Source organism: Ruegeria sp. HKCCE3926, from assembly GCF_017872515.1.
Taxonomy (GTDB): Bacteria; Pseudomonadota; Alphaproteobacteria; order Rhodobacterales; family Rhodobacteraceae; genus Ruegeria.
In genome coordinates, this window is the sequence record NZ_JAEDOU010000003.1 from 14255 (window position 1) to 39207 (window position 24953).

The 24953-nt window shown below is 56.3% G+C and carries 21 protein-coding genes and 1 tRNA gene; 15 read left to right on the forward strand and 7 right to left on the reverse strand.

Going from position 1 to position 24953, the window contains the following annotated elements:
- Positions 1-87: 87 nt before the first annotated feature.
- Positions 88-642, forward strand: coding sequence for an XRE family transcriptional regulator (locus I9184_RS09990; RefSeq protein WP_171724156.1), 555 nt, complete (start codon positions 88-90; stop codon positions 640-642).
- The gene (locus tag I9184_RS09995) at positions 639-1160 is read left to right on the forward strand and encodes an N-acetyltransferase (protein WP_171635747.1); all 522 of its coding nucleotides are present in this window, start codon (positions 639-641) and stop codon (positions 1158-1160) included. The genes I9184_RS09990 and I9184_RS09995 overlap by 4 nt, the downstream gene beginning before the upstream one ends.
- A 193-nt stretch (positions 1161-1353) precedes the next feature.
- Here the strand turns inward: I9184_RS09995 and I9184_RS10000 are convergent, their stop codons facing one another.
- The 3 genes from I9184_RS10000 to I9184_RS10010 all read right to left on the reverse strand — a co-directional run bounded on the left by I9184_RS10000 (position 1354) and on the right by I9184_RS10010 (position 6716).
- On the reverse strand, positions 1354-4146 hold the full coding sequence (locus tag I9184_RS10000) for a bifunctional aconitate hydratase 2/2-methylisocitrate dehydratase (protein ID WP_209834126.1): 2793 nt from the start codon (positions 4144-4146) through the stop codon (positions 1354-1356).
- A gap of 182 nt (positions 4147-4328) precedes the next feature.
- A complete protein-coding gene (locus I9184_RS10005; RefSeq protein WP_209834128.1) occupies positions 4329-5666 on the reverse strand; it encodes a serine hydrolase in 1338 nt (445 codons plus the stop codon).
- A gap of 126 nt (positions 5667-5792) precedes the next feature.
- Positions 5793-6716, reverse strand: a complete 924-nt coding sequence (locus tag I9184_RS10010; protein WP_209834130.1) for a LysR substrate-binding domain-containing protein — start codon at positions 6714-6716, stop codon at positions 5793-5795.
- A gap of 122 nt (positions 6717-6838) precedes the next feature.
- Between I9184_RS10010 and I9184_RS10015 the strand changes: the two genes are divergently transcribed.
- Positions 6839-7852: a D-cysteine desulfhydrase gene (locus tag I9184_RS10015; protein ID WP_209834131.1), complete on the forward strand. Its 1014-nt coding sequence runs from the start codon at positions 6839-6841 to the stop codon at positions 7850-7852.
- A 3-nt stretch (positions 7853-7855) separates the two neighbouring features.
- Positions 7856-8563 carry an amino acid racemase gene (locus I9184_RS10020; protein WP_209834133.1) on the forward strand — a complete coding sequence of 236 codons (708 nt, stop codon included), beginning with the start codon at positions 7856-7858 and terminating at the stop codon, positions 8561-8563.
- A 53-nt stretch (positions 8564-8616) separates the two neighbouring features.
- On the opposite strand, the gene I9184_RS10025 is transcribed toward I9184_RS10020, so the two are convergent.
- On the reverse strand, positions 8617-9501 hold the full coding sequence (locus I9184_RS10025; RefSeq protein ID WP_171635733.1) for a LysR family transcriptional regulator: 885 nt from the start codon (positions 9499-9501) through the stop codon (positions 8617-8619).
- 268 nt (positions 9502-9769) lie between these two features.
- Between I9184_RS10025 and I9184_RS10030 the strand changes: the two genes are divergently transcribed.
- The 4 genes from I9184_RS10030 to I9184_RS10045 all read left to right on the forward strand — a co-directional run bounded on the left by I9184_RS10030 (position 9770) and on the right by I9184_RS10045 (position 14112).
- A complete protein-coding gene (locus I9184_RS10030) occupies positions 9770-10735 on the forward strand; it encodes a glycine betaine ABC transporter substrate-binding protein (RefSeq protein WP_171724150.1) in 966 nt (321 codons plus the stop codon).
- A 67-nt stretch (positions 10736-10802) separates the two neighbouring features.
- A complete protein-coding gene (locus tag I9184_RS10035; RefSeq protein ID WP_209834135.1) occupies positions 10803-11858 on the forward strand; it encodes a glycine betaine/L-proline ABC transporter ATP-binding protein in 1056 nt (351 codons plus the stop codon).
- Complete coding sequence (locus tag I9184_RS10040) at positions 11855-13396, forward strand: ABC transporter permease subunit (RefSeq protein WP_209834136.1); 1542 nt, start codon at positions 11855-11857, stop codon at positions 13394-13396. Before I9184_RS10035 ends, I9184_RS10040 begins: the two co-directional genes overlap by 4 nt.
- Positions 13393-14112: an alpha/beta hydrolase gene (locus tag I9184_RS10045; RefSeq protein WP_209834138.1), complete on the forward strand. Its 720-nt coding sequence runs from the start codon at positions 13393-13395 to the stop codon at positions 14110-14112. Before I9184_RS10040 ends, I9184_RS10045 begins: the two co-directional genes overlap by 4 nt.
- A gap of 268 nt (positions 14113-14380) precedes the next feature.
- Here the strand turns inward: I9184_RS10045 and I9184_RS10050 are convergent, their stop codons facing one another.
- Positions 14381-15286, reverse strand: a complete 906-nt coding sequence (locus tag I9184_RS10050; RefSeq protein WP_209834140.1) for a hypothetical protein — start codon at positions 15284-15286, stop codon at positions 14381-14383.
- Between the two features lie 146 nt (positions 15287-15432).
- Between I9184_RS10050 and I9184_RS10055 the strand changes: the two genes are divergently transcribed.
- Positions 15433-15508, forward strand: a tRNA-Thr gene (locus I9184_RS10055).
- Positions 15509-16520: 1012 nt separating this feature from the next.
- Here the strand turns inward: I9184_RS10055 and I9184_RS10060 are convergent.
- Positions 16521-17546 carry a LacI family DNA-binding transcriptional regulator gene (locus I9184_RS10060; RefSeq protein WP_171724145.1) on the reverse strand — a complete coding sequence of 342 codons (1026 nt, stop codon included), beginning with the start codon at positions 17544-17546 and terminating at the stop codon, positions 16521-16523.
- A 114-nt stretch (positions 17547-17660) separates the two neighbouring features.
- On the opposite strand from I9184_RS10060, the gene I9184_RS10065 reads away from it, so the two are divergent.
- The 5 genes from I9184_RS10065 (at position 17661) to I9184_RS10085 (ending at position 23615) form a co-directional block, all read left to right on the forward strand.
- Complete coding sequence (locus I9184_RS10065) at positions 17661-19172, forward strand: tripartite tricarboxylate transporter permease (protein WP_171724144.1); 1512 nt, start codon at positions 17661-17663, stop codon at positions 19170-19172.
- A complete protein-coding gene (locus I9184_RS10070) occupies positions 19169-19639 on the forward strand; it encodes a tripartite tricarboxylate transporter TctB family protein (RefSeq protein WP_171635715.1) in 471 nt (156 codons plus the stop codon). Before I9184_RS10065 ends, I9184_RS10070 begins: the two co-directional genes overlap by 4 nt.
- Before the next feature lie 49 nt (positions 19640-19688).
- On the forward strand, positions 19689-20651 hold the full coding sequence (locus tag I9184_RS10075) for a tripartite tricarboxylate transporter substrate binding protein (protein ID WP_171635713.1): 963 nt from the start codon (positions 19689-19691) through the stop codon (positions 20649-20651).
- A 64-nt stretch (positions 20652-20715) separates the two neighbouring features.
- Positions 20716-22119: an aldehyde dehydrogenase family protein gene (locus I9184_RS10080; RefSeq protein ID WP_209834142.1), complete on the forward strand. Its 1404-nt coding sequence runs from the start codon at positions 20716-20718 to the stop codon at positions 22117-22119.
- On the forward strand, positions 22116-23615 hold the full coding sequence (locus I9184_RS10085) for an AMP-binding protein (RefSeq protein ID WP_171635708.1): 1500 nt from the start codon (positions 22116-22118) through the stop codon (positions 23613-23615). The genes I9184_RS10080 and I9184_RS10085 overlap by 4 nt, the downstream gene beginning before the upstream one ends.
- A 153-nt stretch (positions 23616-23768) precedes the next feature.
- Here the strand turns inward: I9184_RS10085 and I9184_RS20905 are convergent, their stop codons facing one another.
- Positions 23769-23996: a hypothetical protein gene (locus I9184_RS20905; protein ID WP_245218079.1), complete on the reverse strand. Its 228-nt coding sequence runs from the start codon at positions 23994-23996 to the stop codon at positions 23769-23771.
- 319 nt (positions 23997-24315) lie between these two features.
- On the opposite strand from I9184_RS20905, the gene I9184_RS10095 reads away from it, so the two are divergent.
- On the forward strand, positions 24316-24852 hold the full coding sequence (locus tag I9184_RS10095; protein ID WP_348539525.1) for a mechanosensitive ion channel domain-containing protein: 537 nt from the start codon (positions 24316-24318) through the stop codon (positions 24850-24852).
- The last annotated feature ends 101 nt before the right edge of the window (positions 24853-24953 follow it).

Sequence of the window (24953 nt, forward strand, 5' to 3'; positions counted from 1 at the left end):
GCGGAGTTTCTGCGCCTTTTTCATTTACAAAATCGAATTTTGTATTTAACTTTTCCCGAAATTGAAAATTTTTCTCATTTGTGACCCATGCTCGACAACCTCTCAAACCGCCTTGCCGTCCGTTTGAACGATCTCCGCCACGGGCGCGGGTGGTCCCTGGATCAACTGGCCGCCCACAGCGGAATCAGCCGCGCCACGCTGTCCCGCATGGAGAAAGGAGAGGTCAGCCCCACCGCTGAGAATCTTGGCCGCCTCTGTGCCGCTTATGACCTGCCGATGTCCCGGCTTTTGATGATGGTCGAAGACAGCTTTGACCCCAAGGTGGCGTTTGAACGCCAGACCGAATGGCGTGATCCCGAAACCGGCTTTACCCGCCGTGCAGTTTCACCGCCTGCAAACGGCTTGAACGCCGAGGTCGTGGAATGCCACCTGCCGCGCGATACGGTCATCACTTACGAGGCGCCGCCCAAATCCGGGCAGGAACACCATCTGATCCTGATCGACGGCGCCCTGACACTGACAGTTGACGGAACCCCCCATGCGCTGAGCGCCGGAGATTGCCTGCGCTATCACCTGTCGGGCCCAACCCGGTTCGAAACCGGGGCATCTCGCGGTGCGCGTTATCTTTTGGTGCTGATATGATCTCGCGTCTGACCGATCTCGATTTCAGCGCGGCAGTGGATGATCTGGCGGAAATCCTCCACGCCTGTGTGCATGACGGGGCCAGCATAGGCTTTGTCCTTCCGTTTACCGAGAGTGACGCACGAAATTACTGGCTGCAAAATGTTCGTCCCGGGCTGAAATCCGGTGCGTTGGAGCTGTTTGCCCTCCACGACAACGGGCGCATTCAGGGCACGGTGCAACTGATCCCCGCGACCATGCCCAATCAACCGCACCGCGCTGATGTTGCGAAACTTCTGGTGCACCCGAACGCCAGACGGCGCGGTTTTGGCCGCGCCTTGATGGAAGCCCTCTTTCAACGAGCGACAGAGTTGGAGCGCACGATGCTGGTTCTTGATACCCGCAGCACCGATCCTTCTCGATTGCTTTATCTGGACCTGGGGTTTCAGATCGCCGGGGAAATTCCGAACTATTGCCGGAACCCGTTCGAAACCAGACTGGAACCCACGACTTACATGTATAAAGAGCTGTCAGCCTGACGCCAAACAGCGACCGCATGACCGTGGATCATGGATTTTCCCCAGCAGTCCACGCGAAGTCGTGCGAAAGGTCCGGGGCATTCCCATGCCGCGCTTTTTCGCGGCGTGCGCTGCAACCAGGCCTGAACACAGCGGAACTCAATCGCCCGGCCACCTGAAGGGATGCCCGGGCAATCAACTTTGTGCCTTGCGTTTAGAAATGCGCTGACTTCGTGCCTGCGGGCTTTTCCATCGGAGGCGCAAATTTGGTCAGGTCGATACCTTTCACGGCCGATTTGTATTCCTCGGCGGTCGGCATTCGGCCCAAAACAGCCGACAGCACGACCACCGGGGTCGATGCCAGCAGGGATTCGCCTTTCTTGTCCGCCGCGTCCTCAACAACACGGCCTTGGAACAGTCGTGTGGACGTGGCCAGCACAGTGTCACCCTTTGCCGCTTTCTCCTGGTTGCCCATGCAGAGGTTACATCCCGGACGCTCCAGATACAGGATGTTCTCGTATTCCGTCCGCGCTTTGCTTTTTGGGAACAGATCGTCGAATTCAAAGCCTGAATACTTCTGAAGAATGCTCCACTCGCCTTCTTCTTTCAGCTCATCGATGATGTTGTAGGTGGGCGCAGCAACGACCAGCGGGGCCTTGAATTCTACTGTGCCCTTCTCCTGCTCGATGTTTTTCAGCATCTGCGAGACGATGACCAGATCGCCCTTGTGCACCATGCACGATCCAACAAATCCCAGATCGACCTTCTTTTCCCCTTTGTAGTGGGAAACCGGCCGGATCGTATCGTGGGTGTAACGTTTTGATACATCGGCGTTATTGACATCCGGGTCGGCGATCATGGGTTCGCTGATTTCATCCAGGTCAACCACCAACTCGGCAAAATACTTGGCGTTTTCATCCGGTTTCAGGGCCGGCTTTTCACCCGACTTGATGTCCGCGATCCGAGCGTTGGCCTTGTCGATCAGACCTTGCAGTGTCCGGGCCTCGTTATCCATTCCCTTGTCGATCATGATCTGAATACGGCTTTTCGCGATTTCCAGAGATTCGATCAACGTGTCATCCGCTGAGATGCAGATCGACGCCTTGGCCTTCATCTCGGCCGTCCAGTCAGTAAAGGTGAATGCCTGATCCGCCAGCAATGTGCCGATGTGAACTTCGATGATACGCCCCTGGAACACGTTGTCGCCGAATTTCTTCAGCATCTGCGCCTGGGTGGCGTGAACCACATCGCGGAAATCCATGTGATCCGCCATCTGGCCCTTGAACGTCACCTTGACGGATTCCGGGATCGGCATGGTGGCTTCGCCAGTGGCCAGCGCCAGTGCAACAGTACCCGAGTCAGCACCAAACGCGACGCCTTTGGACATACGTGTATGCGAGTCGCCACCGATGATGATCGCCCAGTCATCCACGGTGATGTCGTTCAGAACCTTGTGGATGACGTCTGTCATCGAGTGATAAACACCTTTGGGGTCACGCGCGGTGATCAGGCCAAAGTTGTTCATGAATTTCATCAGTTTTGGGATATTTGCCTGCGCCTTGGAATCCCAAACCGAAGCAGTATGACAGCCAGACTGATAGGCACCGTCAACCGTGGGCGATATCACTGTCGCCGCCATGGCTTCCAGTTCCTGCGCCGTCATCAGGCCGGTGGTGTCTTGCGAACCGACGATGTTGACCTTCACCCGAACGTCCGAGCCCGCATGCAGAACTTTGCTTTCGGCCACGCCAACCGCGTTTTTGTTGAATATCTTTTCAACCGCCGTCAGGCCCTGCCCTTCATGCGAAATCTCCTTGGACGGCGCGAAAGCGGATTTCACCTCGAGACCGAGCGTCTCGGCCGCGAATGTCTGAAGCTTTTTGCCAAAGACAATGGCATAAGATCCTCCGGCCTTTATGAACTCGGTCTTTTGCGGCGTGAAGGATGATGACAGATCGACCAGCTCTTTGTCGCCTGCGTCATTGTACAGCTTTTTGTCCTTGGTGTTGATGGTCAGTACCGTTCCGGTCTCGACGGAATATTTCTGCTCGAGGATAGGATTGCCGTCATTGTTCAGGATAGGATTGCCGTCGGCATCCACTTTCTTGACCCAGTTCTTGAGATCGATGCCGATCCCGCCGGTGACGCCGACGGTGGTCAGAAAGATCGGTGAAATCCCGTTTGTACCGGCAACAACCGGCGCGATGTTCACGAATGGAACATAGGGGCTGGCTTGCTTTCCTGTCCACAATGCAACGTTGTTGACACCGGACATGCGCGACGATCCAACACCCATCGTCCCTTTTTCAGCAACCAGCATGACGCGCTTGTCCGGGTGCTGTTTTTGCAAGTCCTGAATCTCGGCCTGTGCTTCGGGTGAGATCATGCACTTGCCGTGCAATTCACGGTCCGACCGCGAATGCGCCTGATTGCCGGGCGACAGAAGATCGGTCGAAATATCCCCTTCGGCCGCCACATAGGTCACAACCTTGATTTCTTCTTCGATGTCGGGAAGCCGGGTAAAGAACTCGGCCTTGGCATAGCTTTCCAGAATGTCCCTGGCAACGGCGTTCCCGGCCTCAAAGGCTGTTTTCAGACGGTTGGTATCTGCTTCGTACAGGAACACCTGGGTTTTCAGAACTGCCGCCGCTTTCTGCGCAATCTCTGCGTCATCGCCCAGCGCCAGATCAAGCAGAACCTCTACCGATGGGCCGCCCTTCATATGCGACAGCAATTCAAACGCGAAATCCTGCGAGATTTCTTCAACCGTCGCTTCACCCAGGATGATCTCTTTCAGAAAGCGCGCCTTTTCACCTGCGGCGCTGGTTGTGCCCGGAAGCGTGTTGTAGATGAAGTAGTTCAGTGAATCGGCGCGATGAGCGTGACCCGTATCTTTGATCTGCCCGATGATTTCCTGCAAAAGGGCACCGTCTTCGATGGGTTTGGGGTGCAGACCCTGTTCTTTGCGCGTCTCGATTTCGTTCAGGTATTCTGTGTAAAGGCTCATGACGGTTCCGACCATTTAGCTGATGCACCGGGCCACGTGAAAGCCCGGCACCTTGAATTTGTATGCGGCGGTATACCAAAGCGTACCGACGTGCAAGATACAGATCTGCGACCCAGTGTCCTGCCCTACGGGCGATACCCGCCACAATGTCGGGCGGTGCGTCGATGGGAATGTTCGATCCCCTACCCCCCGAAAGCCGCAATAAGCGCTTTCGCCAAGGGCAAAGAAGAATAGCCCACCCGTGAAGGTGTAAGCCCCATCCGCACGACGACCATGTCACGCGACGGGAAAATTCCGATGGACTGACCGTCATGCCCTTGCAACCAAACCGCGTCTTCAAACGGTGGCAGGTCGCCCGGCGATTTCAACCAGAGATGACCCTTGGCATATTCACCGCCAGACGCCGCAACGGGTCCGAACATCCAGTCCACAAAACCTGTGGGCAAAATCTGTGCGCCGTCCCAAACCCCTTTTTGCAGCAGAAACTGGCCATACCTCGCCCAGTCTCGGGCCGTGGCGTACATGCAGCTGGATCCGATGAATGTATCGGCGACATCTGTCTCGATGATCGCCGAAGCCATGCCAAGCGGTTCAAAAAGCGCATCCCGAGGATAGCTCAAACCGCCATCGGGCAGCTTGTCCTGCCACACCCGGGACAACACGGTGGACGTGCCGGAAGAATAGTTGAAGTCGGTTCCAATGCCGGCTTCCAGTGCACGGTCGGCAGCGAAACCGGCCATGTCATTGCTGAGATACAGCATCCTGGTCACGTCTGACACGTCTCCGTATTCTTCATTCCATTGCAGACCGCTTGTCATTGCCAGCATGTCCGCAACAGTAATGTCTCGCCTTGCGTCTTCTGCCCATTCGGGAAAACTGTCGACGAGGGTGTCCGATACATTCATCTGACCCGCTTTGATCAACGTTCCGATCAGCCCGGCCGTCACCGTCTTGGTCATGGACCAGCCCAGCAACGGTGTGTCGGCGTCAAACCCTTCCGCATAGCGTTCGGCCACGATACGCCCACCTTGAACCACCACTACGGCGCGGTATCCTTCGCCAAGCAGCGTATCATCCGACAAGACGGCCTGAAATTTGGAATCATGAGACTGCGCAACGTCGTTTCCGCTTGGCCAAAGCCCTGTCGGCGCGGGCTTGGCAGCCTCAAGCCCTTGCGCACTCAGGGATGTAGCATGCACGTTGGTGCAGCCAAGCCCCTGCCGGAACTGCGACCTGGCGGGCGCGAAGAACCGAAAGAGCCGCGCATGAACAGTCTGCGCCTCTCGATCGACCTCAATCGAAACATGTTTGAGCAGCGGATGCCCCGGGGCCTGCACATCCACCGCAAGGACCTCTTCCGGATCACGTCCGGCAATGAAAACGTTTGAACAGACAATCTTGGCCGAGTAATTCGTGCCCACTTTCAACAAATCGGGCGGGGCGATCAGCAGATAACCAAGCAGCCCCACGATGCCCAGAACCACGACACCTAGACCCGCTTTCAATACCTTACTGAACATCCGCTGACCTGCCCTTTTGCTGTCTTTTCAGCACAGGTTAGATACATCCAGCTCGGTTTTGCCACTATTCCGTTGCGTATTCTTCCGATGCTGATCGCAAACTCGGCGCCTTTCTCGGTGAACTGCTTAAGTCGTCTCGTCGCTTTGATCCGGCGACAACCAAAAGCTTTGCGATTGCCCGGCAAGACGTTGCCAAATCTGTTCACTGAACTCTGGCTTCGCTTCGGCCAAACGAACCATTCTTATTGTCAGCGCCTGTGCAGGCAGGGCCTCTTCAACGCTTACAAGCTGCCCCTGAGCAAGCAGCGTGGCGACCAAAGAGTGGGGTAGCCATGCAACGCCGATTTCATTCACGGCATATTGCAGCATCGCCAGCGTCAGGGCCGTCTCGGCCTTGGCCACGAGTCTGGTTTCGTCGGGCAAACGCGGTGCAATCAATCGGGAAAACACTTGCCCAAGAAAAACATCAGGCGGGTAGACAATCGCAGGAATGGTCTTGCCATCCAATTCCCCGCGCATTGCCGGTGCGCATACCGGGATCAATGTGTCGGCACCAAGCGTCCTCGCCTCGAACGCACTTTCGAGGTTCTGCACCCCACCGTCCGATGCCGCGTACATGATCGCGAAATCGACTTCTTTCGAGATCAGTTGCAACAGGCATTCGTCCTGATTCCCCGATCGCACCTGAACCGAGATATCGCTGTTTTCGGTCAACATCCGGACCACTTTCGGCGAGACGGTTGTCGTCAACGCATGCTGGCACACGAGCGACAAAGACTGGCTGGCCTGATCGCTTTCTGTTTTCAAACTGTGACGCAGTTTGTGCAGACGCGCGCTCAGCTCGCGCAGTTCAGGTTCCAACGCCTGAACGCCCGGCATTAGGGATACGGGTTTGCGGCGACGATCAAACAGGGTCGCTCCGATACTGCCTTCGATGAGCCGCACCCGACGGGTAAAGGCAGATTGGGTCAGCAGCCGTTTTTCCGCGGCGCGCGTCAGCGATCCGCTGTCCAGCACGGCCAATATGTCATCGATCCATTCCAAACGCATGTGAATCAGATAGCCCAGACCTCACTAATATGCAATTTTTGCAACATACTCACTGAATTTCGAATTGGAAGAGCGGCAACACACAGCGTAAATTGACGAAAATCAATATTAGGAATTGTGACATGCATCTTGCGCGCTTTCCCCGCCTTCACCTCGCCCATCTTCCGACACCGCTTGAACCGATGAAGCGGCTTTCCAAAGAACTGGGGGTGGAAATCTGGATCAAGCGCGACGATTGCACCGGCATGTCAACCGGCGGCAACAAGACCCGCAAGCTGGAATTTCTGATGGCCGAAGCGGAAGCGCAGGGCGCCGACATGGTGATGACGCAAGGTGCCACTCAAACCAACCACGGTCGACAAACCGCAGCGTTTGCCGCCAAGCTGGGCCTTGATTGCCATATTCTTCTGGAAGATCGCACCGGCTATCAAGATGGCAACTACAATACAAACGGCAATGTCCTGCTGGACCACTTGCACGGCGCGACCACCCAGAAGTTTCCCGGGGGTCACGATATGCCGGGCGAAATGGAAAAGGCTGCCGCGAAGAAACGGGCAGAAGGCCGCAATGTCTATGTCATTCCCGGCGGCGGCTCGAACCCGACCGGGGCGCTGGGCTATGTAAACGCGGCCTTTGAACTGTTGGGTCAGGCCAATGACAGCGGATTGCGGATTGACCGGCTGGTACATGCAACCGGGTCGTCCGGTACGCAGGCAGGTTTGGTGACGGGAATGTGCGCCATGAATGCGCAGGTGCCGGTGCTTGGCATCGGGACAAGGGCACCTCGGCCAAAGCAGGAACAGATGGTGTACGACCTCGCCTGCAAGACCGCCGAAAAGCTGGGGTGCGCGGGCGTGGTAAAGCGTGAAGATGTCATGGCCGATACCGACTATGTCGGCGAAGGCTATGGCCTGCCCACTGAAAGCGGCATCGAAGCGATCCAGATGTTTGCCGAATTGGAAGGTATCCTTCTGGATCCCTGCTACTCGGCCAAGGGTGCGGCGGGCCTGATCGATCTGGCGCGCAAAGGCGAATTCAAAGACCAGCGGGTCGTTTTCCTTCACACGGGTGGCGCGGCGGCCTTGGCGGGGTATGACTTTGCCTTCGATCACAAATACCGCTGGGTGAATATCTGAGCAATGACACTGCGCCCCATCGGCATTCTTGGCGGCATGGGCCCTGAGGCAACGATCCTCCTCCAGCGCAAGCTGGTCGAGGCTGTGCCGGTGAGCGACGACCGGGACCACATTCCGCTTTTGATCGACATGAACACTCAGGTCCCGTCACGGATCGCGCATTTGATCGAAGGGGCGGGCGAAGATCCGGGGCCGACACTGGCGGCGATGGCGCGACGTCTTCAGGATGCCGGCGCCATGGCGCTGGCAATGCCCTGCAACACGGCGCATCACTATGCCAAGGCGATCACCGAAGCCGTGACCGTTCCGCTGTTGAACATGGTTGAGCTGGCTGCGGATCACGCCGTCGGGACACTCGGGAAGGGTGGGCGCGTTGGTGTGCTCGCTTCTCCGGCGGTGCGCCGTACTTGTCTTTTCGAAACAGCCCTGCACGCGCGCGGGCTGTCAACCGTTTGGCCAACGGATGACAACGCGATGCTGGCGGCGATCCGCGCGATCAAGGTCAACGGCCAAAGCGACAAGGCGCGCGAAACGCTGCGAGCATCCTCAAGAGCCTTGGTCAAGGCGGGGGCGGGCTTGCAGTTTGTCGCTTGCTCAGAGTTCTCTCTCATTTCCGACAGCGTCGCGGATGACGCCAATGCAGTGGATACGATCGATTTGCTGGTCCGCGCGATCGTCAATTTTTCTCAGACGGGCCGGCATACGAGGTAAAGGCGCATTTTCCGTTCAATGGCCGGTCGGTGCGCTAAAACGAATCCGTCCGGTCACAAACGCTGCCAAAGCTGGTGCGCGATCTGATCCAAACTGGCCGGATTGGAAAAGGCTGAAATCGTCAACGTTGCACACCATGCATCGTCACCGATCGGCACCAGCAACCCCTGATCCAGCTCCGCCGAGATCGACGTTTCGGGCATCCAGGCAAATCCGCTGCCAGTCATCAATCTTCGCTTGATCGTTTCGACGAGGCTATCGACATATATCGTTTCGGTATTCTGGGGTTTCCGGTCAACGGTGTTTTCAACGACCATGCCCAAGAAGGACGATCGGTCATAGGCCAGATAAGGGATCGGCGGGCCATCCTGCCGGGACAAATCCCAACCCAGTGTCCGAACCGGCTGTGCGGCAGCCACCGGTATCAGACGGTCCTTCAACAGATCCTTACGCTCGAACGCGGTTTCGTCGATCATGGGCGAGACAGTATGGTGATAGTAGCACAGCAGGATATCCACCGCGCCTTCGACCAAAAGATCACAGCAGGTGCTCAGAGAATCGGACAGGACGCGCGTGCGCAATTCCGGGATCTGCTTCTGCAACTCTTCTATGCGGGTCGCCAAAAAATTAACCGCAATGGTGTGCAGAACCGAAAACCGGATGAACCGACTGTCGCCCCGGTCGGCGTCCCGCAGGGATTGGCGGGATTCAGACAGCTGTGAAATTGCCGCCTGGGCAACAGGCAGGAATTGTTTGCCGGCCTCGGTCAATTGCACCGGATAGGTTGCCCGATTGACCAAAGGCAGCCCCACCCAGCTTTCCAACGCTTTGATTCTGCGACTGAATGCGGATTGCGTGATGTTACGTTCATCAGACGCACGGGTGAAGTTCAAGGTCCGGGCGAGGCATTCAAAATCGCGTAACCAATTCAGATCCAATGCGTATCCCCGCTTGTAAAAGAGCATCTTCAGCAAGGATACAGAAAACTATGCAGAAAAAGAATAGTTTGATGAAATGTTCGAATTGGCTCTCGGAAAAGCTCCTGTTCTAGACTTCCGGGCAGGGTCTGGCGGTTGGTCTTGTTTCAGCCTTCCGTCCGAATGTGTCGCCAAAGACATGTTGGCGCGCCCCTATTGCGCGACGGGAAAATCGAACGACGGAAAGAACGACGCCGAACCACGGCGCATTTCAACAGAGGAGAAGACCATGAGAACCAATCTGAAAAAGCTGGGGATGGCTGCTGTGGTCAGCGTCTGCGCTGTACCGGCATTCGCAGCCGAAGAGGTGAAAATCGGCGTGCCATCCTGGACCGGTGCACAAGCGATTGCCCATGTGCTGGGCGCGGTCGTGGAAATGCGCATCGGGGGCAAAGTGGAATATGTGCCCGGCAACAACGCCACAATCTTTCAGGCGATGGATCAGGGCAAGGGCGATATCGACGTTCATCCCGACGTTTGGCTGCCCAACCAGGAAAGCTTCACCAAGAAATATGTGGACGAAGCGGGCACCGTCACTCTGTCATCGAACCCCTACGAGGGTAATCAGGGTTTCTGCGTCAGCAAAGACTTTGGTGAAGCCAACAACATCACCGACATCGCCGATCTGGGCCGCCCGGATGTGGCCGCATTGATGGACAGTGACGGCAATGGCAAAGGTGAAATGTGGATTGGCGCGCCAGGTTGGGCTTCGGCCAACGTGAACGAAGTCAAAACCCGCGATTACGGCCTGCTTGATTTCATTGAGCCGATACGCGCCGAGGAAAGCGTGAAAACCGCGCGGATCAAGGACAGCATCGCCAAGGGCGAAGGCTACGCCTTTTATTGCTACAAGCCGCATGCCGTCTGGTACATGTTCGACGTCCAGATGTTGACCGAGCCACAATTCGACCCGGCAAAATACGTGATGGTCCAACCGTCTGATGACCCGGACTGGTACAACAAATCCAATGTTGCGACCAAGGACGCGCTCAAGAACGTGCAGATTGCGTGGTCCAACACGCTGCCAGAGCGTTCTCCGGCGATTGCCGATTTCTTGGCGAATTTCGCATTGACGGCGGATGATGTCAGCGGGTTCGCCTATGAGATCAGCGGCAAGGGCCGCGACCCGGCGGACGTTGCCCGTGAATGGGTCGAAGCAAACCCGGATCGTGTCGACGCCTGGCTGGGTCTCTGATCTTTCGTCCCAAAACAGGGTGGCGGCAATGGACGGCGCCACCCAAATGCGCACCTCTGGGGGACTTATGAGCGACGACACCGTTATTGAAATCTCGAATGTCTGGAAGATTTTCGGGGGCAGGCCCGAGGTGGCGCTGCAGGCAATCCGCGACCGTGGATTGGACAAGGCCCAGGTGCTGGCGGAATACAACTGCGTTGTCGGCGTCGCGGATGTCAGTCTTTCGGTCAACCGGGGCGAGATATTCTGCATCATGGGCCTGTCAGGCAGCGGGAAGTCCACTCTGGTTCGCCATTTCAACCGGCTGTTGGAACCCACCGCAGGCAAGATCGAAATCGAAGGCACTGACGTGATGGCCCTGGGCCCGAAAGAGCTTCAGCAGTTTCGCAACAACAAGATTGGCATGGTGTTTCAGAACTTTGCGCTGATGCCGCATCGGTCTGTGCTGGACAATGTCGCAATGCCGCTGGAGATCCGGCAGGTCAGCAAGAATGAACGCATGCGTCAGGCCGCTGCTATTCTGGATATCGTCGAACTCGGAGCCTGGGGATCGAAATTCGCACACGAGCTGTCCGGGGGTATGCAGCAACGTGTGGGCCTTGCCCGGGCACTGGCAGCGAACCCGGATGTGTTGTTGATGGACGAACCGTTCTCGGCGTTGGACCCGTTGATCCGTCGGCAATTGCAGGATGAGTTCATTCGACTGAGCAAAATCCTGAAAAAGACGACGATCTTCATCACCCATGATTTGGATGAAGCCGTCCGCATCGGGAACCGGATCGCAATCATGCGCGACGGCAAGGTGGTGCAGATCGGGACGGCCGAAGACATCGTCATGAACCCCGCCGATGACTATGTCGCCGATTTCGTGGCGGGTATCTCAAGGCTCAAGGTGGTGCGTGCCCACGCCGTCATGCGGCCCATACCGGAACATGTCGCGACCCACGGTCCGCTGCCCTCGGATGCCCCGCGTGTGAATGAAGGCGAAAACCTGAGCACGCTGATCAATCTGGCAATCGACACCGACAGCGCGATCCTTGTGGAGGACGGCGGCGAGGATGTTGGCGTCATAACCCGTGCCGATCTCTTGCGCACCGTGATCGAAGGAACCGAAGTGTCATGAGGTCTTCAGATGTGAACCCGCTGGAAGATACCGAGAGCGAAGCAGCCCAGGCATATGCCGAAGAGCGGCGCGAAAACATCCGGGCCTTTGTTCGCACCAGCCCCGACTATTACATCCGCAACTTCGACAAGATCGGCGCGTCGTCCCGCTTTACGCCGACTTTCAATCTGATGGCCGGGTTGTTTGGCCCGGTCTGGTTCGGTGCGCGGGGCTTGTGGTCATGGGCGTTGCCATTTCTGATCCTGGAAACAATAGCCTATGTGCAGATCGCGCGCGGGTTGTTCGGCGACCTGGCGGCCGAGGCAATGGAACGCATCGCGTCAATTGAAGGGACGCTTGAGCTGCGCCGCCAGCAGTTGGCCGCTGCCATCGAAAACAACTCGGACAAGATCGATGTCTATCAGCGAACGGTGGACTCGCTCGAGGAAAACATAGGCGGCATCCGCGCCGAAGCCGAAGCAATGGCCGCTGAAGGTCCTTACATTGTTCTGACCGGCCTGATCATTCTGATCATCGTCAAGCTTGTTCAGTCTCAGGTGGCAAATTGGGCGCTCGAGTCGCGTTTCTCGGAATGGCTGTCAGATCGTTCAATCCGATCTGCAATGCCGGTATCGCAGATCGTGTTCAGCGCGATCTTCATGGCGCTGATCGTTGCTGCGGCGATGATGCATTACAGCTTTCCGGGGCGTTTCTCGTTGCTCAGCCACTTCCCGACAGACCCCAATATCCGCCTGACCAGCATCACCTGGGTGGAAGATTTCATCGCCTGGTGCGTGCGCAACAGCGAAGCGTTCTTTGACGGGCTGACATTCGGCATCCGTACCCTGCTGGACGCGCTTGAGGTCATCTTGGTGCAGACGCCTTGGATCGTGATCGCCAGTCTCATCATTCTGCTGACATGGCTGACTGCGGGTGTCAGCACGGCAATCTATTCGGGCGCGTTTCTGGCCTATATGGGGCTGTTGGGCTTTTGGGAGGGCGCAATGACCACGCTGGCCTTGTTGGGGACAGCGGCATGCCTGTCGATTGTCATCGGAATTCCACTGGGCATGTTCGCGGCGCGTCGCCCTCGGTTCTACGCTTTCATCCAGCCGATCATGGATTTCATGCAAACCATGCCCGCCTTTGTTTTCATGGTCCCCGTGATCGCGTTTTTTGGTGTCGGCAAGCCGGCGGCGGTTGTGGTCACGATGATTTTCGGTGGTACGCCCGTGGTGCGCCTGACCGTTCTCGGCTTGCGTGGCGTGCCCGAAAGCGTGCGCGAGGCGGCGATCAGTTTCGGCGCCAACAAATGGTACTTGCTCACCAAAGTCGACTTGCCGCTGGCAAGCCCGTCGATCCGGGCGGGGATCAATCAGACAATCATGTTGTCACTGGCAATGGTTGTTGTTGCGTCTCTGATCGGTGCCAAAGGGCTGGGCGAGGATGTTCTTGAAGCGTTGCAATACGCGAATGTGGGCCAGGGTATTCTTGCGGGGTTCTCAATCCTGTTCTGTGCCATGATCCTCGATCGGATTGTACAGGGCGGCCGGAAATGACACCCATCGTGTTTATTCATGGGTTCCTGGGCGGCAGTCGGCAATGGCAGCGGCAGGTCGAGGCCCTGAAAGGTTACGATGTCGTCACGCTGGATCTGCCGGGTTTTGGCGAAAATGCGCAACGTGACGCGTTTTGCAGCATCTCGGGATTCGCGGACTGGGCTCTGAATGAGCTGACGATGCGCGACATCGAGACATTCCACCTGGTTGGTCACTCGATGGGTGGAATGGTCGCGCAGGAAATGGTTGCGCGCGCGCCCGAGCGTGTTGACCGTTTGGTTCTTTATGGCACCGGCTCCGTCGGTGTGCTGCCCGGGCGGTTTGAGACCATCGACACCTCGAAAACCCGTGCCTGTGCAGACGGGCCGAAAGTGACGGCGCGACGGATTGCGGCAACCTGGTTTCTCGAACGCGAAAATGCTTTGGAATATGAACTTTGCGCCACGATAGCCCAGAAAAGCAACCTGAAGGCCATGCTCGCTGGTTTGGATGCGATGCATTCCTGGAGCGGCGCTAAAAACCTGCCGGCAATCAAGACCAAGACGCTGATTATCTGGGGGGATCGTGATCGCACCTACCCATGGAGTCAGACGGAACAGTTGTGGCAATCCATCCCGAATGCAAACCTCGCGGTGATACCAAACTCTGCACATGCGGCGCATCTGGAAAAAGCCGAGCTGTTCAACGGGATATTGCGAGACTACTTTGCTGCCTGATGAATTGCGCCAAACAATTGAACCGGTCAGATGTTGCCATTCCGCGGCAAACCGGATGATCGATTTGGTCGAACGCCATGGTCCGTCAGATTAATCCGTTGATCGGCCGGATTTTACATATCAACGCGTCGCCGCAAGACCACCAGTTCCTGGCCTGATATTCGGCAGGGCCCCAAATTGGCATGCGTTCCTGCCCTCACGCTTGAATCGTCGAAAAAGTTTCCTTCGCGCAGTTGTGCACCCAATCCAACGGCACTGCGCAAATCGATCAGATTTGCAAAACACGGACGTCCGGCATGGACCGGATCGTGGCCAGATCTTGTTCGTAAAGCTCTGTGAACGCTTCAACTATATCGGAATTCCAGCCCGGCAAGTCGAGCTCTTCTTCGATCTGCTCCGGTCGGGCGTATTCGTCCAGAATATTTGCCATCTCTTCACGTCGGCGGCCGGGATCGATGGCGTCCCCTTTTCTCACGATGTCCAATACATGACGTTGTCCGGCTTCTGTCAAAAGTGAGGACAGGAATGCAAACTCTTCATGAAGCACAGTCTCATCAGGCAATCCCGCTATGGCGCGGATGATATCGCCCCAGATAAGCGGCGAATTCTCGTGTTCCCACAAGGTGAGCTGAACCTGAGGCGCAAGATCCCGCAGGTCTTCGATCATGCCAAGCCAGCTGAGGCAGCTTAAATCGGTGCTGGCCAGAATGTCCCGCCGATGGTCCTCATGGATCGAGGCCAGAATCTTTGGGATAAAAACCCCGGGGTTCACCAGCCCTGCAAACACTTGAACCTGCACGCCGTCCAGCAGAGTGTCCGCATGGGCCGTTCTATTCCCCGCAAACGGATAGATCTGGCCGTCTTGCAGCGCGGTGCGCCTGGGGCCAAAGAACTTGTCGCTCGACACAACAACGCGGTCCAGATTCTGGTTTCCGGCAACAAGCTCGGACAATCTGTTCCGTGCGTCTGCATCAGATACATCCTGCAGAATCGATTCAGACATCACTTTGACGAATAGCCGGGACCGACGCGGCCCCAGAACCGCAGTTCGGTACTTGGCCAGTACGCTCCTGTTCGCACCAAGCGAGGACATCACCAGCCCTTCATCCGAAAAGGCAACACCGGCGTGGATGGCAACCTGCATTTTTTCCTTTACCCCTTGGCTTTTCTGCATAGCCGCGTCCGTTACCACACGCGAGATATTTGCAACGGATGAATTCAGCGTTTTTTTGCACGTTCTCAGGAAATCGGGCAATGTCTAAGTTTGGGCTAAAATTCAGGCTTGCAGTCCACTGCCAGAGGAAGTAATCGACAGCCAGTGCCCCTATAGCTCAGCTGGTAGAGCAACTGATTTGTAATCAGTAGGTCCGCGGTTCGAGTCCGTGTGGGGGCACCATTTGAAATCATTGAAAATGAACAAATAATTTCGCATCGCCGGCGATGTGCGTTTCGAATTTTCAAACGTTTTTCTAACGTTCGCGGTTTCGTTGCCCCGTCGTTTAAACGTGCCGGCGACTCAGTGAAAAATTTCCAGGGTGCGCCAAAATCCCGCTACATCAGGGCTTTAGCGTTCCGCCGTACAGGGGGCATCTTTGCTCAGTAGGTGGAAAACACGATTCCGTACTCTCAGCCTGTCCAGTCGATTTGACTGGGAGAAGAGAGGTTTCCCTTGCCGTCGGATTTGATCAAGGGCCTCAGCTTCTTGCTCCCTTTTTGTGAAGCGAAAAGGGAATCTCGTCGAGGAATGGGTTCATCTGATCAACGGTAAGCTGCTTGTCGCCACCAACAGTTTGATTGTCGACTATGAGATTTCGGCCGAAACTCTTCTTGATCTCAAGTTCGACGCCAAAGTAATCCGAGCTTTGTCAGCCTTTGGGTCAGCCCCCTCATATCTGATCAACGACCAAGAAGACTTTTGTCAGAAGTGGGACGACGGCCAACGGTTTTTCATATCCAGAAATGGCGCATTGAAACCCATATGGTTTCCCGGATCACCACGCGACTTGGCTGGTCGAAAAAGCGTTGAACGACGACCATGTTCCCAAGAGCCCACGGCGATCCAGAAAGGCAGGAAGCCGCGAAAGAACATCGAACGACGGCGACGATTCTTCACTGATCGAAGATTGATGGATTAGCCGCTTCAGAAAGATCAAGTGGCCTCGGAACAGCCCCGCGCCGAACGTTCAAGAGTCATGGGCGATGCTGCGATCCAGATGTTCGGTCAAGGGACTTCTTTGAGCGTATTTCGACAAGCGCAAAACACGGTCGACGCGGAATACCGACCTTCTCAAAATCGGTATTTGATTGGCAACAAACCAGAAGAACAGACTTTCGGCGCTGATGTTTCGACACCGCCCGGTCCAAAATACAGGTCTCGGAACTTGTTTCGGTTAAGGAAGTCCCGAGATTTATCTGGACGGCGCTCCTGATGGGGTGGACGTCGATGCCCTAGTCAGCACTTTCAGGTCGCACTTGGTCGTCGTGATCTTTTCGGAATGCTCTGCGACAATGCTTGTGATCAATTCTGCGGACAGGGCGCCAATGCGCTTGGCTGGGATGCGAATGGTCGAGAGGGACGGTTCGATTTCGCTTGAGCCTTTGAAATCTCCGATTCCCATGACGGACAGGTCTTCAGGAACACGCACACCGCAGTGTTTTGCCGCGTACAGCACGCCCTGAGCGATAATGTCATTGCCGCATAAAATAGCGGTAGGACGTGGTGAATGATCCAACAAGCTTATGCAGGCGCGTTTGGCTTCCAAAATGCTATAGGGGGCTTCCAGGCGCCATTGTTCGGGAACCTCGATCCGTTCCAATCCCAATTCTTCCAAGGCGCCGTGCAACCGGTCATATGCGCGATCATTCCCGGCAGGGTCGGGAAAGATCAAACCTATGTCGCGGTGTCCCAAATCCAGCAAGTGGCGTGCGGACAAACGGCCAGCTTCAGAATTCTGAACACCCACGCAAGACAATCGCGCTTCATCGTCATAGTTCCAGATTGCAATCGTCGGAACACCCTGTTGTTCGATCAATTGATACGTCGATTCCGAGTGTTCAAGCCCGATAAGCGCAAGCCCGTCAACGCGATGCTCCATCAGTTTGCGCAGCATCTTGTATTCGCGCTCCAGATCGAACCCGTGCGAAGCAATCAACATCGTGAAACCATGCTGGTCCAGCCCATCCGAAAAGGATTGGATCAGTTCAGCGAAGATGGCGTTGTCGATTGTCGGAACCACCAGCCCGACAGTTCCGCTGCGTCGGCCGTGCATGACTTGCGCGGCTCGGTTGCGAATATAACCAAGCTTCTGCACCGCCCGGTCAATCTTTTTCCGAGTCGCCGGCTTGAGCAATTCCGGGTGATTGAAGCTTCTCGAAACCGTCGAGATGGAAACACCGGCAGCCTTTGCGACAGCGACAATATCCGGCTTATCCATATGTTTTTTATTCACAACTTTCATTCGATCGAGGCTATTTATGAAAACATTTGCAAAACTATTTTCATCTCTTAGCCTAAAATGTCAACGCGCAAACAAACACAGGGATGCAACGTGGAATTTCTGTATTACTTCGGAGATGTCTTCACACCGGTCTCGTTCGGGCTGTTGCTCCTGGGAACGATTGGCGGGCTGATTTTGGGGGCAACCCCCGGACTGTCACCCACCATGGCCGTGGCCCTGCTGATCCCATTCACGTTTCATCTGGCACCCGTTCAGGGGCTGATCCTTCTTGGCGCGGCCTATACCTCGACGGTCGCCGGCGGCGCGGTCAGCGCCATCCTTCTGAAAATTCCCGGAGCGCCCGCAAACATCGCCACGACGTTGGATGGGCATACGATGGCCAAGCAGGGCAAGGGCGCACAGGCGTTGCAGCTGAGCTTTCTGGCGTCTGCCGTTGGGGGGGTGATCGGAGTGCTTCTGCTCATCTTCCTGACACCGGTTCTTGCGCAATGGGCGTTGGCCTTTGGACCAAGCCACCTGTTCTGGCTCGCCATCCTGGGCGTAACCGTCATTGGATCGCTGGATAGTGCATCCGTTGTCAAAGGGTTGCTGTCGGGATGCATCGGTCTTTGGCTTGCGACCATTGGGTTCGATGACATCATGGGCGCGCAACGGTTCATCTTCCACCCGGCGCTTGGTGGCGGCATCAACATCATCGCCGCGCTCATCGGGCTTTTTGCAATTCCTCAGGTCCTGACCATGTTCGCCAAGGGCCGCAACACGGCAAATGCCGAAGTGATCGAAGTCGAAAAGCACTCGATCATGGATGCGGTGCGTGAGCTTCTGCGCCGCCCGAGGGCGCTGAGCATCGGCACCATTACCGGCTCGGTCATCGGGCTGATCCCGGGCGTCGGTGGACAGATCGCGGGTTTGGTCGCCTATGACCAGACCAAGAAGTTCAGTCCCGAGCGCGAGAAATTCGGAAAGGGCCACAGCGAAGGCGTGATCGCAGCGGAAAGCGCGAACAACGCCATGGTCGGCCCCAGCCTTGTTCCGCTTTTGACGCTCTCGATCCCGGGGTCGCCGACTGCGGCGGTGCTGCTGGGCGGCCTGTTGATCCACGGGATTTTTCCCGGCACGGACCTTTTCGACAACCACCCGGATGTTGCCTGGACCTTCATAAATTCGATGCTGATCGGGCAGGTGTTGATGTGCATCTTCGGTCTTTATGTCGCGGGCCTTGCCGCCCGGGTGGCGCAGGTACCGCAGAGCGTCATGGCCGCAGTTGTTCTGGGCCTGGCTGTCTTCGGAAGCTATTCGGTACAGTCCAGCATGGGCGACGTCTATGTCATGGCGGCACTTGGCATCATGATGTACTTTCTTGAGCGTTTTGGCTTTTCAGCTGCGCCACTGGTGCTTGGCCTGATCCTTGGCCCGATTGCCGAGGCGAACTTCATTCAAGGTTCGATGATTGCAGGGGCCAGCGAAGGGATGGCCAGCTATTTCCTGACCGGAACGCTGAATATCGTTCTGATCGCAATCGTCATCGCTTCGATCGCCTATTCGGTCTGGATGGAGCTTCGCAATCGTCGCTACACATCAAAAGAGGAGATCATGGCATGAGTTCCGTCAGTCTTCCACGCGCGCAACATATTGTGGCGTCCGGCGTCATTGCTGCCGTCGGGATCTGGGTGGCATGGGTCAGCTATACCCAGCAACCGGCCGAAGCTTTCTTGTTCCCACGCCTGATTTCGACTGTGTTTGTCGTTCTGGCCCTGTGGACGTTTGCCAAGGCGCTTCTGGGCTGGACCAAGGTGGGCAACGGCGTCTCGCGCAAGGATTTCATTTGGCTTCTGCCAGGACTGATTATCGCGCTCATCTACATCTTTTGGGCCGCTAAGGCGCTTGGGTTTTACACCGCCGGAACGATCACATTCTTCTTGCTGCTCAGCTTCTATGACCCTGCACCGCATGGCGAAATCAAAACCTGGACCAGGCGTGTGATCATCACGATCGGGTATTTGGCCGTAATGTATGGGCTCTTCGCCATGCTCCTCAAAGTTTACACGCCACGAGAAGTATTTTTCTGAAAAAGACCGCGCGAAAAGCGGCTTACGCAAATCCAAGGGAGGATCTGAAATGAAACATCTACTGGCAGGCGCTGCACTGGCGCTGATGTCCCTGACCGGTGGCGCGGCCGTCGCGCAGGACTACCCCGAACGCCCGATCATGATGATGGTCAGTTATGGTGCGGGTGGCGCCACCGACTTTCAGGCGCGTATCGTCACCATGACTGCGGGCAATGAAGACGCGCTTGGAATGCCCATCGCGATCATCAACAAGCCGGGGGCCGGTGGCCGTGTCGGCTGGAACTGGTTTGCGACACAGGCCGAAGCTGATGGCTATACGCTGGCGGCTTACAACATCCCGCATTTCATCGCCCAGTCGATCAAGGGCGGCGTTGAATACTCGGCAGACAGCTTTGAGCCCATCGCCAACTGGGGGGCGGATCCTGCGGTATTCGTCGTGGCCAAGGACAGCCCCTTCAATTCCATGCAGGAGGTGGTGAACTATGCCAAGGAAAACCCGGGGAAGCTGACCTTTTCGGGTGCGGGCCTGTTCGTCGGGCACCACATCGCCGCTTTGCAGCTTGAGAAGGAAGCCGGGGTCAAAATGGCGTACATCCCGACCAAGGGCGGCGGTGCGGCGGCCATGAAAGCCGTGATTGCAGGCGACGTCATGGGCGGCGTGAACAACCTGTCCGATGCGTTCCGCGCACAGGAAGCCGGAAATGTCAAAATCCTTGGCGTGTTCGATCTGGAACGCAGCGCGTTCCTGCCGGACGTCCCCACACTGAAAGAGCAAGGCTTTGACATCGACAATGCCAGCGTGAATTTCCGCGGCGTCATGGTCCCCAAGGGCACCCCGCCAGAGGTCATCGACAAACTGGCCGCTACAGTCCCGGAAATGTTCAAAAACGCGCGGGTGGCAGGAAAAATGAAAGCCGGTGGATCACCCATGCACGTCATGACCCGCGAAGAGGTTCAACAGATGTGGGCCGCACGTCAGGAAACCCTGCAAGAGCTTCTGGCGGGTCTGTAACGATTTGAGCAGTGGCACAGGATGGGGCGGTTTCCGCCCTGTCCCCACCAATAGGAATTCAATGATGAATGCACATGATGACATCGCCCAAGTCAGTTTGATCATGACCCGTGCGCGCACCGCTCAGAAAGAATACGAAACCGGCGCCACCCAGACGCGCTATGACCGCGCAGCAGCTGCCGCCGCCTGGGCGATCATGGAGCCTTCACGCAACAGGGCTTTGGCCGAACTTTCGGTCAAGACGACAGGACTGGGCAACGTGCCGGACAAGGTGATCAAGAACCATCGCAAGACCCTTGGCCTGATGCGCGACATAAAAGACGTCAGAACCCATGGGATCATCCATGAGGATGCAAGTACCGGCATCACCGAGATTGCGCGCCCAATCGGGGTGATTGGCGCCGTGGTGCCGTCGACGAACCCGGCAGCCACACCCGCCAACAACATCATCAACGCGTTGAAATGCGGCAACTCGGTTGTTGTCGCCCCGTCACCCAAAGGCGTTGCAAGCTGCGAGCTGCTTTTGCGTTACATTCATGCCGAGTTCGACAAACTGGGGCTGGATCACGATCTGGTCCAGATGATTCCCCCGCCGGGTTCCAAGGCCAAGACTCAGGCGATGATGGAGCTCTGCGACCGGGTGATCTGCACCGGCAGTCAAAACAATGTGCACCGCGCACAGACATGCGGCACCCCTGCGGTGGCCGTCGGTGCGGGCAATGTCACCGTGATCGTCGATGAGACAGCTGACCTGAAGGCCGCTGCCCGGAAGATCACGGCCTCCAAGACTTTCGACAATGCGACCTCCTGTTCGTCCGAGAACGCAATCATCGCCGTCGACGCAATCTATGATGATTTCGTCGCAGCCCTTGCCGATGAAGGAGGCGCATTGGTGAAGGACGAAAACCAGATCGTCTCAAAGCTTTGGCCGGATGGGCATCTGAGCCGCGAAGTGATCGCACAGGACGCCGACAAGATGATCAAGGCACTGGGCATGGTTGGTCAGGTGCCTGAAAACACAAGGTTCCTTGCAGTTGAAACCAAGGGGATAGGTCCGGATCATCCGCTTTCGGGTGAGAAACTAAGCCGCGTGGCTGCGCTCTATCGTGCACACGATTTCGAGGACGCCCAAGCCATAGCCGCTCAAATCTTGCGGTATCAGGGCGCGGGGCATTCCATCGGGATACACACCGCCGATGATGCCCGTGCGGTGGCGTTGGGTGCCTCGATGCCCACCTGCCGCGTAATCGTCAATCAGGCTCACACCTTTGCGACCGGAGGGTCATTCAACAACGGCATGCCTTTCTCGCTTTCGATGGGGTGTGGCAGCTGGGGTGGCAATGCGATTGATGAGAACCTGCATTGGAAACACTTTGTCCAAAGCACCAAAGTCATCCGTGAAATCCCGGCAATCGAACCTTCCGTCGAAGATATCTTCGCGGATTATTGGGCTGATGCGGGGACATGAGTATGGACGATCAGACGCCCCCAGGCGGGACAATCCGCAGCTGGCTGGACGAACGCGCAAGCACCATCGGTGATCGTGATGCTTATCTGTTTTTCGACGGAGAAGCTGCGCTAACCTGGTCATCCCTGAGGGATCGGGCACGAAAACTGGCCGAAAATCTGACCGCGCAGGGATTGGACAAGGGGGCCAGCGTTGCCATCCTTCAACCAAATGGGCGCGAGGCGATAGAATGCCTTTACGGCGTGCTCTATGGCGGGTTCCGCGCAACGGTCATCAACCTTGTCGCCGGGGACGAGGCCATTGGATATGCGCTGGGCCATTGCGACGCACGAATTGCGTTTGTCGGCGACGCGCAGGCCGATCTGTTCGACAGAGTTCGCCCCAAAGAGATGACGCGGTATTCAGCCTCTCGTTTCGATAAGGCCCCTGATCTCCATGCGCTTGGTCCCGATGACGACGCGCTGCTCATGTATACCTCAGGGACAACCGGTCGCCCGAAGGGGGTCGTGCACAGTCACTTCAGCCTGCTGGCAGGCGGATGGACCCCTACCGTTGCGCACAAGCTGACACCGGCGGATCGTGGTCTTTGCGTGCTTCCGATCTATCACATCAACGGGCTCTGCGTGACCGTGCTGAGCGCGCTTGTTTCCGGCGGTTCCCTGGCCGTGGCCGAAAAGTTTTCAACGCGCAAATTCTGGGACCAGTGCCAGAGCGCCAAAACCACGTGGTTTTCGGTGGTGCCGACCATCATTTCGCACTTGCTGCATTCCGAATTGACACCCGCGCAGGAAACCAGAGCACGCCTTCGTTTCGGCCGCTCGGCATCCTCGCCGCTTGCACCAGATGTACAAACCGCGTTCGAAACCCGTTTTGAAGTCCCCATCGTCGAAACAATGGGCCTGACGGAAACAGCCGCACAGATCTTGTCCAACCCGCTGCCGCCGGGCGTCCGCAAGATTGGGTCGCCGGGCAAAGCTTACGGCAACGAGGCATGTATCCTGTCGGCAGATCTGACCCCCCTGCCGCCAAACACCAAGGGCGAAATCGCCGTACGCGGCCCCAATTTGATGAGAGAATATCTGAAGAACCCGGATGCCACGCGCGCGACATTCACGCCCGATGGCTGGCTGCGCACCGGAGACCTAGGGCATATGGACGAAGACGGGTACTTCTTCGTGACCGGCCGTTTGAAAGAGCTGATCATAAAGGGCGGAGAAAACATCGCCCCTCGTGAAATCGACGAAGCTCTATATTCGCACCCTGACGTGATCGAGGCTGCCGCATTTGCACGCCCTTGCAAAACCTACGGTGAACGCGTTGAGGCCGCCGTCAAATTGCGAACCGGGTCAAGCGTTTCATCCGACCAACTCATCGCGATATGCGTCCAACGGCTGGGTGCCTTCAAATCACCTGATAAGGTGCACTTGTTGCAAGACTTGCCAAAGGGTCCATCTGGAAAGATCCAAAGGATTAAGCTGCCTGTTTTGACACAGTGACCGATTGCAGCCCATAGAGGCCCCGCAAGCAGGCTTGCAATTTCCGATATGCAAACCAGACGGGCCTTCGCAAGGCATTGACCAATAACGGCATTCCCGAGGCTTGGGCCGGAACCAGAGCTTAAAACGATTTGAGCCATTTCATGAAAATTCTCACCGTGACCCTGTCTTGATCGCCGGGGCGGCAGGAGAAGTAGAGCCCACGATCCAATGGAACCCGGCTTTCATCAAGACGATCAACCGACCAAGTTCCAGATCCCACTCTGCCAGAAGATGCCTGGCCAGTGCCTCGCCCTTGGGCGAGTTCTTTGTTTTCCTCAAGCGCCATTCCAGCTTCACACCGAGCTTGCTTCCCATGAAGAACGGCGGGCGATGTACCATCAGGTAGATATCGGGTGGCTTCCCTGTAGCCACTTTTCGATTTGAGCAGGCCCGCCTGCATGACAGTATGGCCGATTCGATGAAGACACGCCAACGCCAAGCCACCCGTTCAAAACCAACCAACTAACCCGCAGAACTATGGGCGGATACCGCAAAACTATGGGGTATCCGCAGTGCTATGCGCGCACCTACGCATGTGTAAATCCGCTTATTACGCTGCATTCCCAACATTTATTTCATTGAAGAAAATCTTGGAAGATTGCCCATAACTCTGCGCTTTGTTTATGCATAACTTTGCACGATTTGCCCATAAGTTTGCGTGCCACAGAGAACCCATCGAACAAACCAGCTCCTGTGGCTTAAGGTCGGTGACAAGATCGGCGACGTAACAGAGATCAAACTGATGGAAACACTCATCAAATCGATCAAAAACGAGATGATATGTATTCCAAATGCCCAGCTGCTCAATTCCGAAGTTGTGAACTACTCACGAAAAGTGGATGGTCGGGGGCTTTTGGTGCACACGACGGTGGGGATTGGCTACGAGGAGCCTCCCAAGAAAATCAAAGCGATGCTGATTGAGGCGGCACACCGAACGCAAGGGTTGAGAAAGAGCCCGGAGCCATTTGTGCTTTGGACCCAGTTGGCAGATTACGCGATCAACTATGAAATCAACGCGTACACTTCTCGTGGATCGAGTTTGCCAAAAATCTTGTCGGATCTTCGCGAGAACATTGTCGATGTTTTTAATGAAAACGAAACTCAAATAATGACTCCGTCTTACATCGCTGATCCACCGGAACCCAAAATACCTTCAGCTGATTGGGATGGTGAGCTTGCTCACATATCTGACTAACAACTCGTCAGGGTCATCTATGAAACTTCAAAAACGCAATACCACCGTCATCGGATTGGATTGATTGACATTGCGCAATGATTAGAATCAAACAAGAAATC

Coding starts and splice junctions, on each gene's coding strand:
- I9184_RS09990 (WP_171724156.1), top strand. CDS start 88: ATGCTCGACAACCTCTCAAACCGCCTTGCCGTCCGTTTGAACGATCTC.
- I9184_RS09995 (WP_171635747.1), top strand. CDS start 639: ATGATCTCGCGTCTGACCGATCTCGATTTCAGCGCGGCAGTGGATGAT.
- I9184_RS10000 (WP_209834126.1), bottom strand. CDS start 4,146: ATGAGCCTTTACACAGAATACCTGAACGAAATCGAGACGCGCAAAGAA.
- I9184_RS10005 (WP_209834128.1), bottom strand. CDS start 5,666: ATGTTCAGTAAGGTATTGAAAGCGGGTCTAGGTGTCGTGGTTCTGGGC.
- I9184_RS10010 (WP_209834130.1), bottom strand. CDS start 6,716: ATGCGTTTGGAATGGATCGATGACATATTGGCCGTGCTGGACAGCGGA.
- I9184_RS10015 (WP_209834131.1), top strand. CDS start 6,839: ATGCATCTTGCGCGCTTTCCCCGCCTTCACCTCGCCCATCTTCCGACA.
- I9184_RS10020 (WP_209834133.1), top strand. CDS start 7,856: ATGACACTGCGCCCCATCGGCATTCTTGGCGGCATGGGCCCTGAGGCA.
- I9184_RS10030 (WP_171724150.1), top strand. CDS start 9,770: ATGAGAACCAATCTGAAAAAGCTGGGGATGGCTGCTGTGGTCAGCGTC.
- I9184_RS10035 (WP_209834135.1), top strand. CDS start 10,803: ATGAGCGACGACACCGTTATTGAAATCTCGAATGTCTGGAAGATTTTC.
- I9184_RS10040 (WP_209834136.1), top strand. CDS start 11,855: ATGAGGTCTTCAGATGTGAACCCGCTGGAAGATACCGAGAGCGAAGCA.
- I9184_RS10045 (WP_209834138.1), top strand. CDS start 13,393: ATGACACCCATCGTGTTTATTCATGGGTTCCTGGGCGGCAGTCGGCAA.
- I9184_RS10050 (WP_209834140.1), bottom strand. CDS start 15,286: ATGCAGAAAAGCCAAGGGGTAAAGGAAAAAATGCAGGTTGCCATCCAC.
- I9184_RS10060 (WP_171724145.1), bottom strand. CDS start 17,546: ATGGATAAGCCGGATATTGTCGCTGTCGCAAAGGCTGCCGGTGTTTCC.
- I9184_RS10070 (WP_171635715.1), top strand. CDS start 19,169: ATGAGTTCCGTCAGTCTTCCACGCGCGCAACATATTGTGGCGTCCGGC.
- I9184_RS10075 (WP_171635713.1), top strand. CDS start 19,689: ATGAAACATCTACTGGCAGGCGCTGCACTGGCGCTGATGTCCCTGACC.
- I9184_RS10080 (WP_209834142.1), top strand. CDS start 20,716: ATGAATGCACATGATGACATCGCCCAAGTCAGTTTGATCATGACCCGT.
- I9184_RS10085 (WP_171635708.1), top strand. CDS start 22,116: ATGAGTATGGACGATCAGACGCCCCCAGGCGGGACAATCCGCAGCTGG.
- I9184_RS20905 (WP_245218079.1), bottom strand. CDS start 23,996: ATGGTACATCGCCCGCCGTTCTTCATGGGAAGCAAGCTCGGTGTGAAG.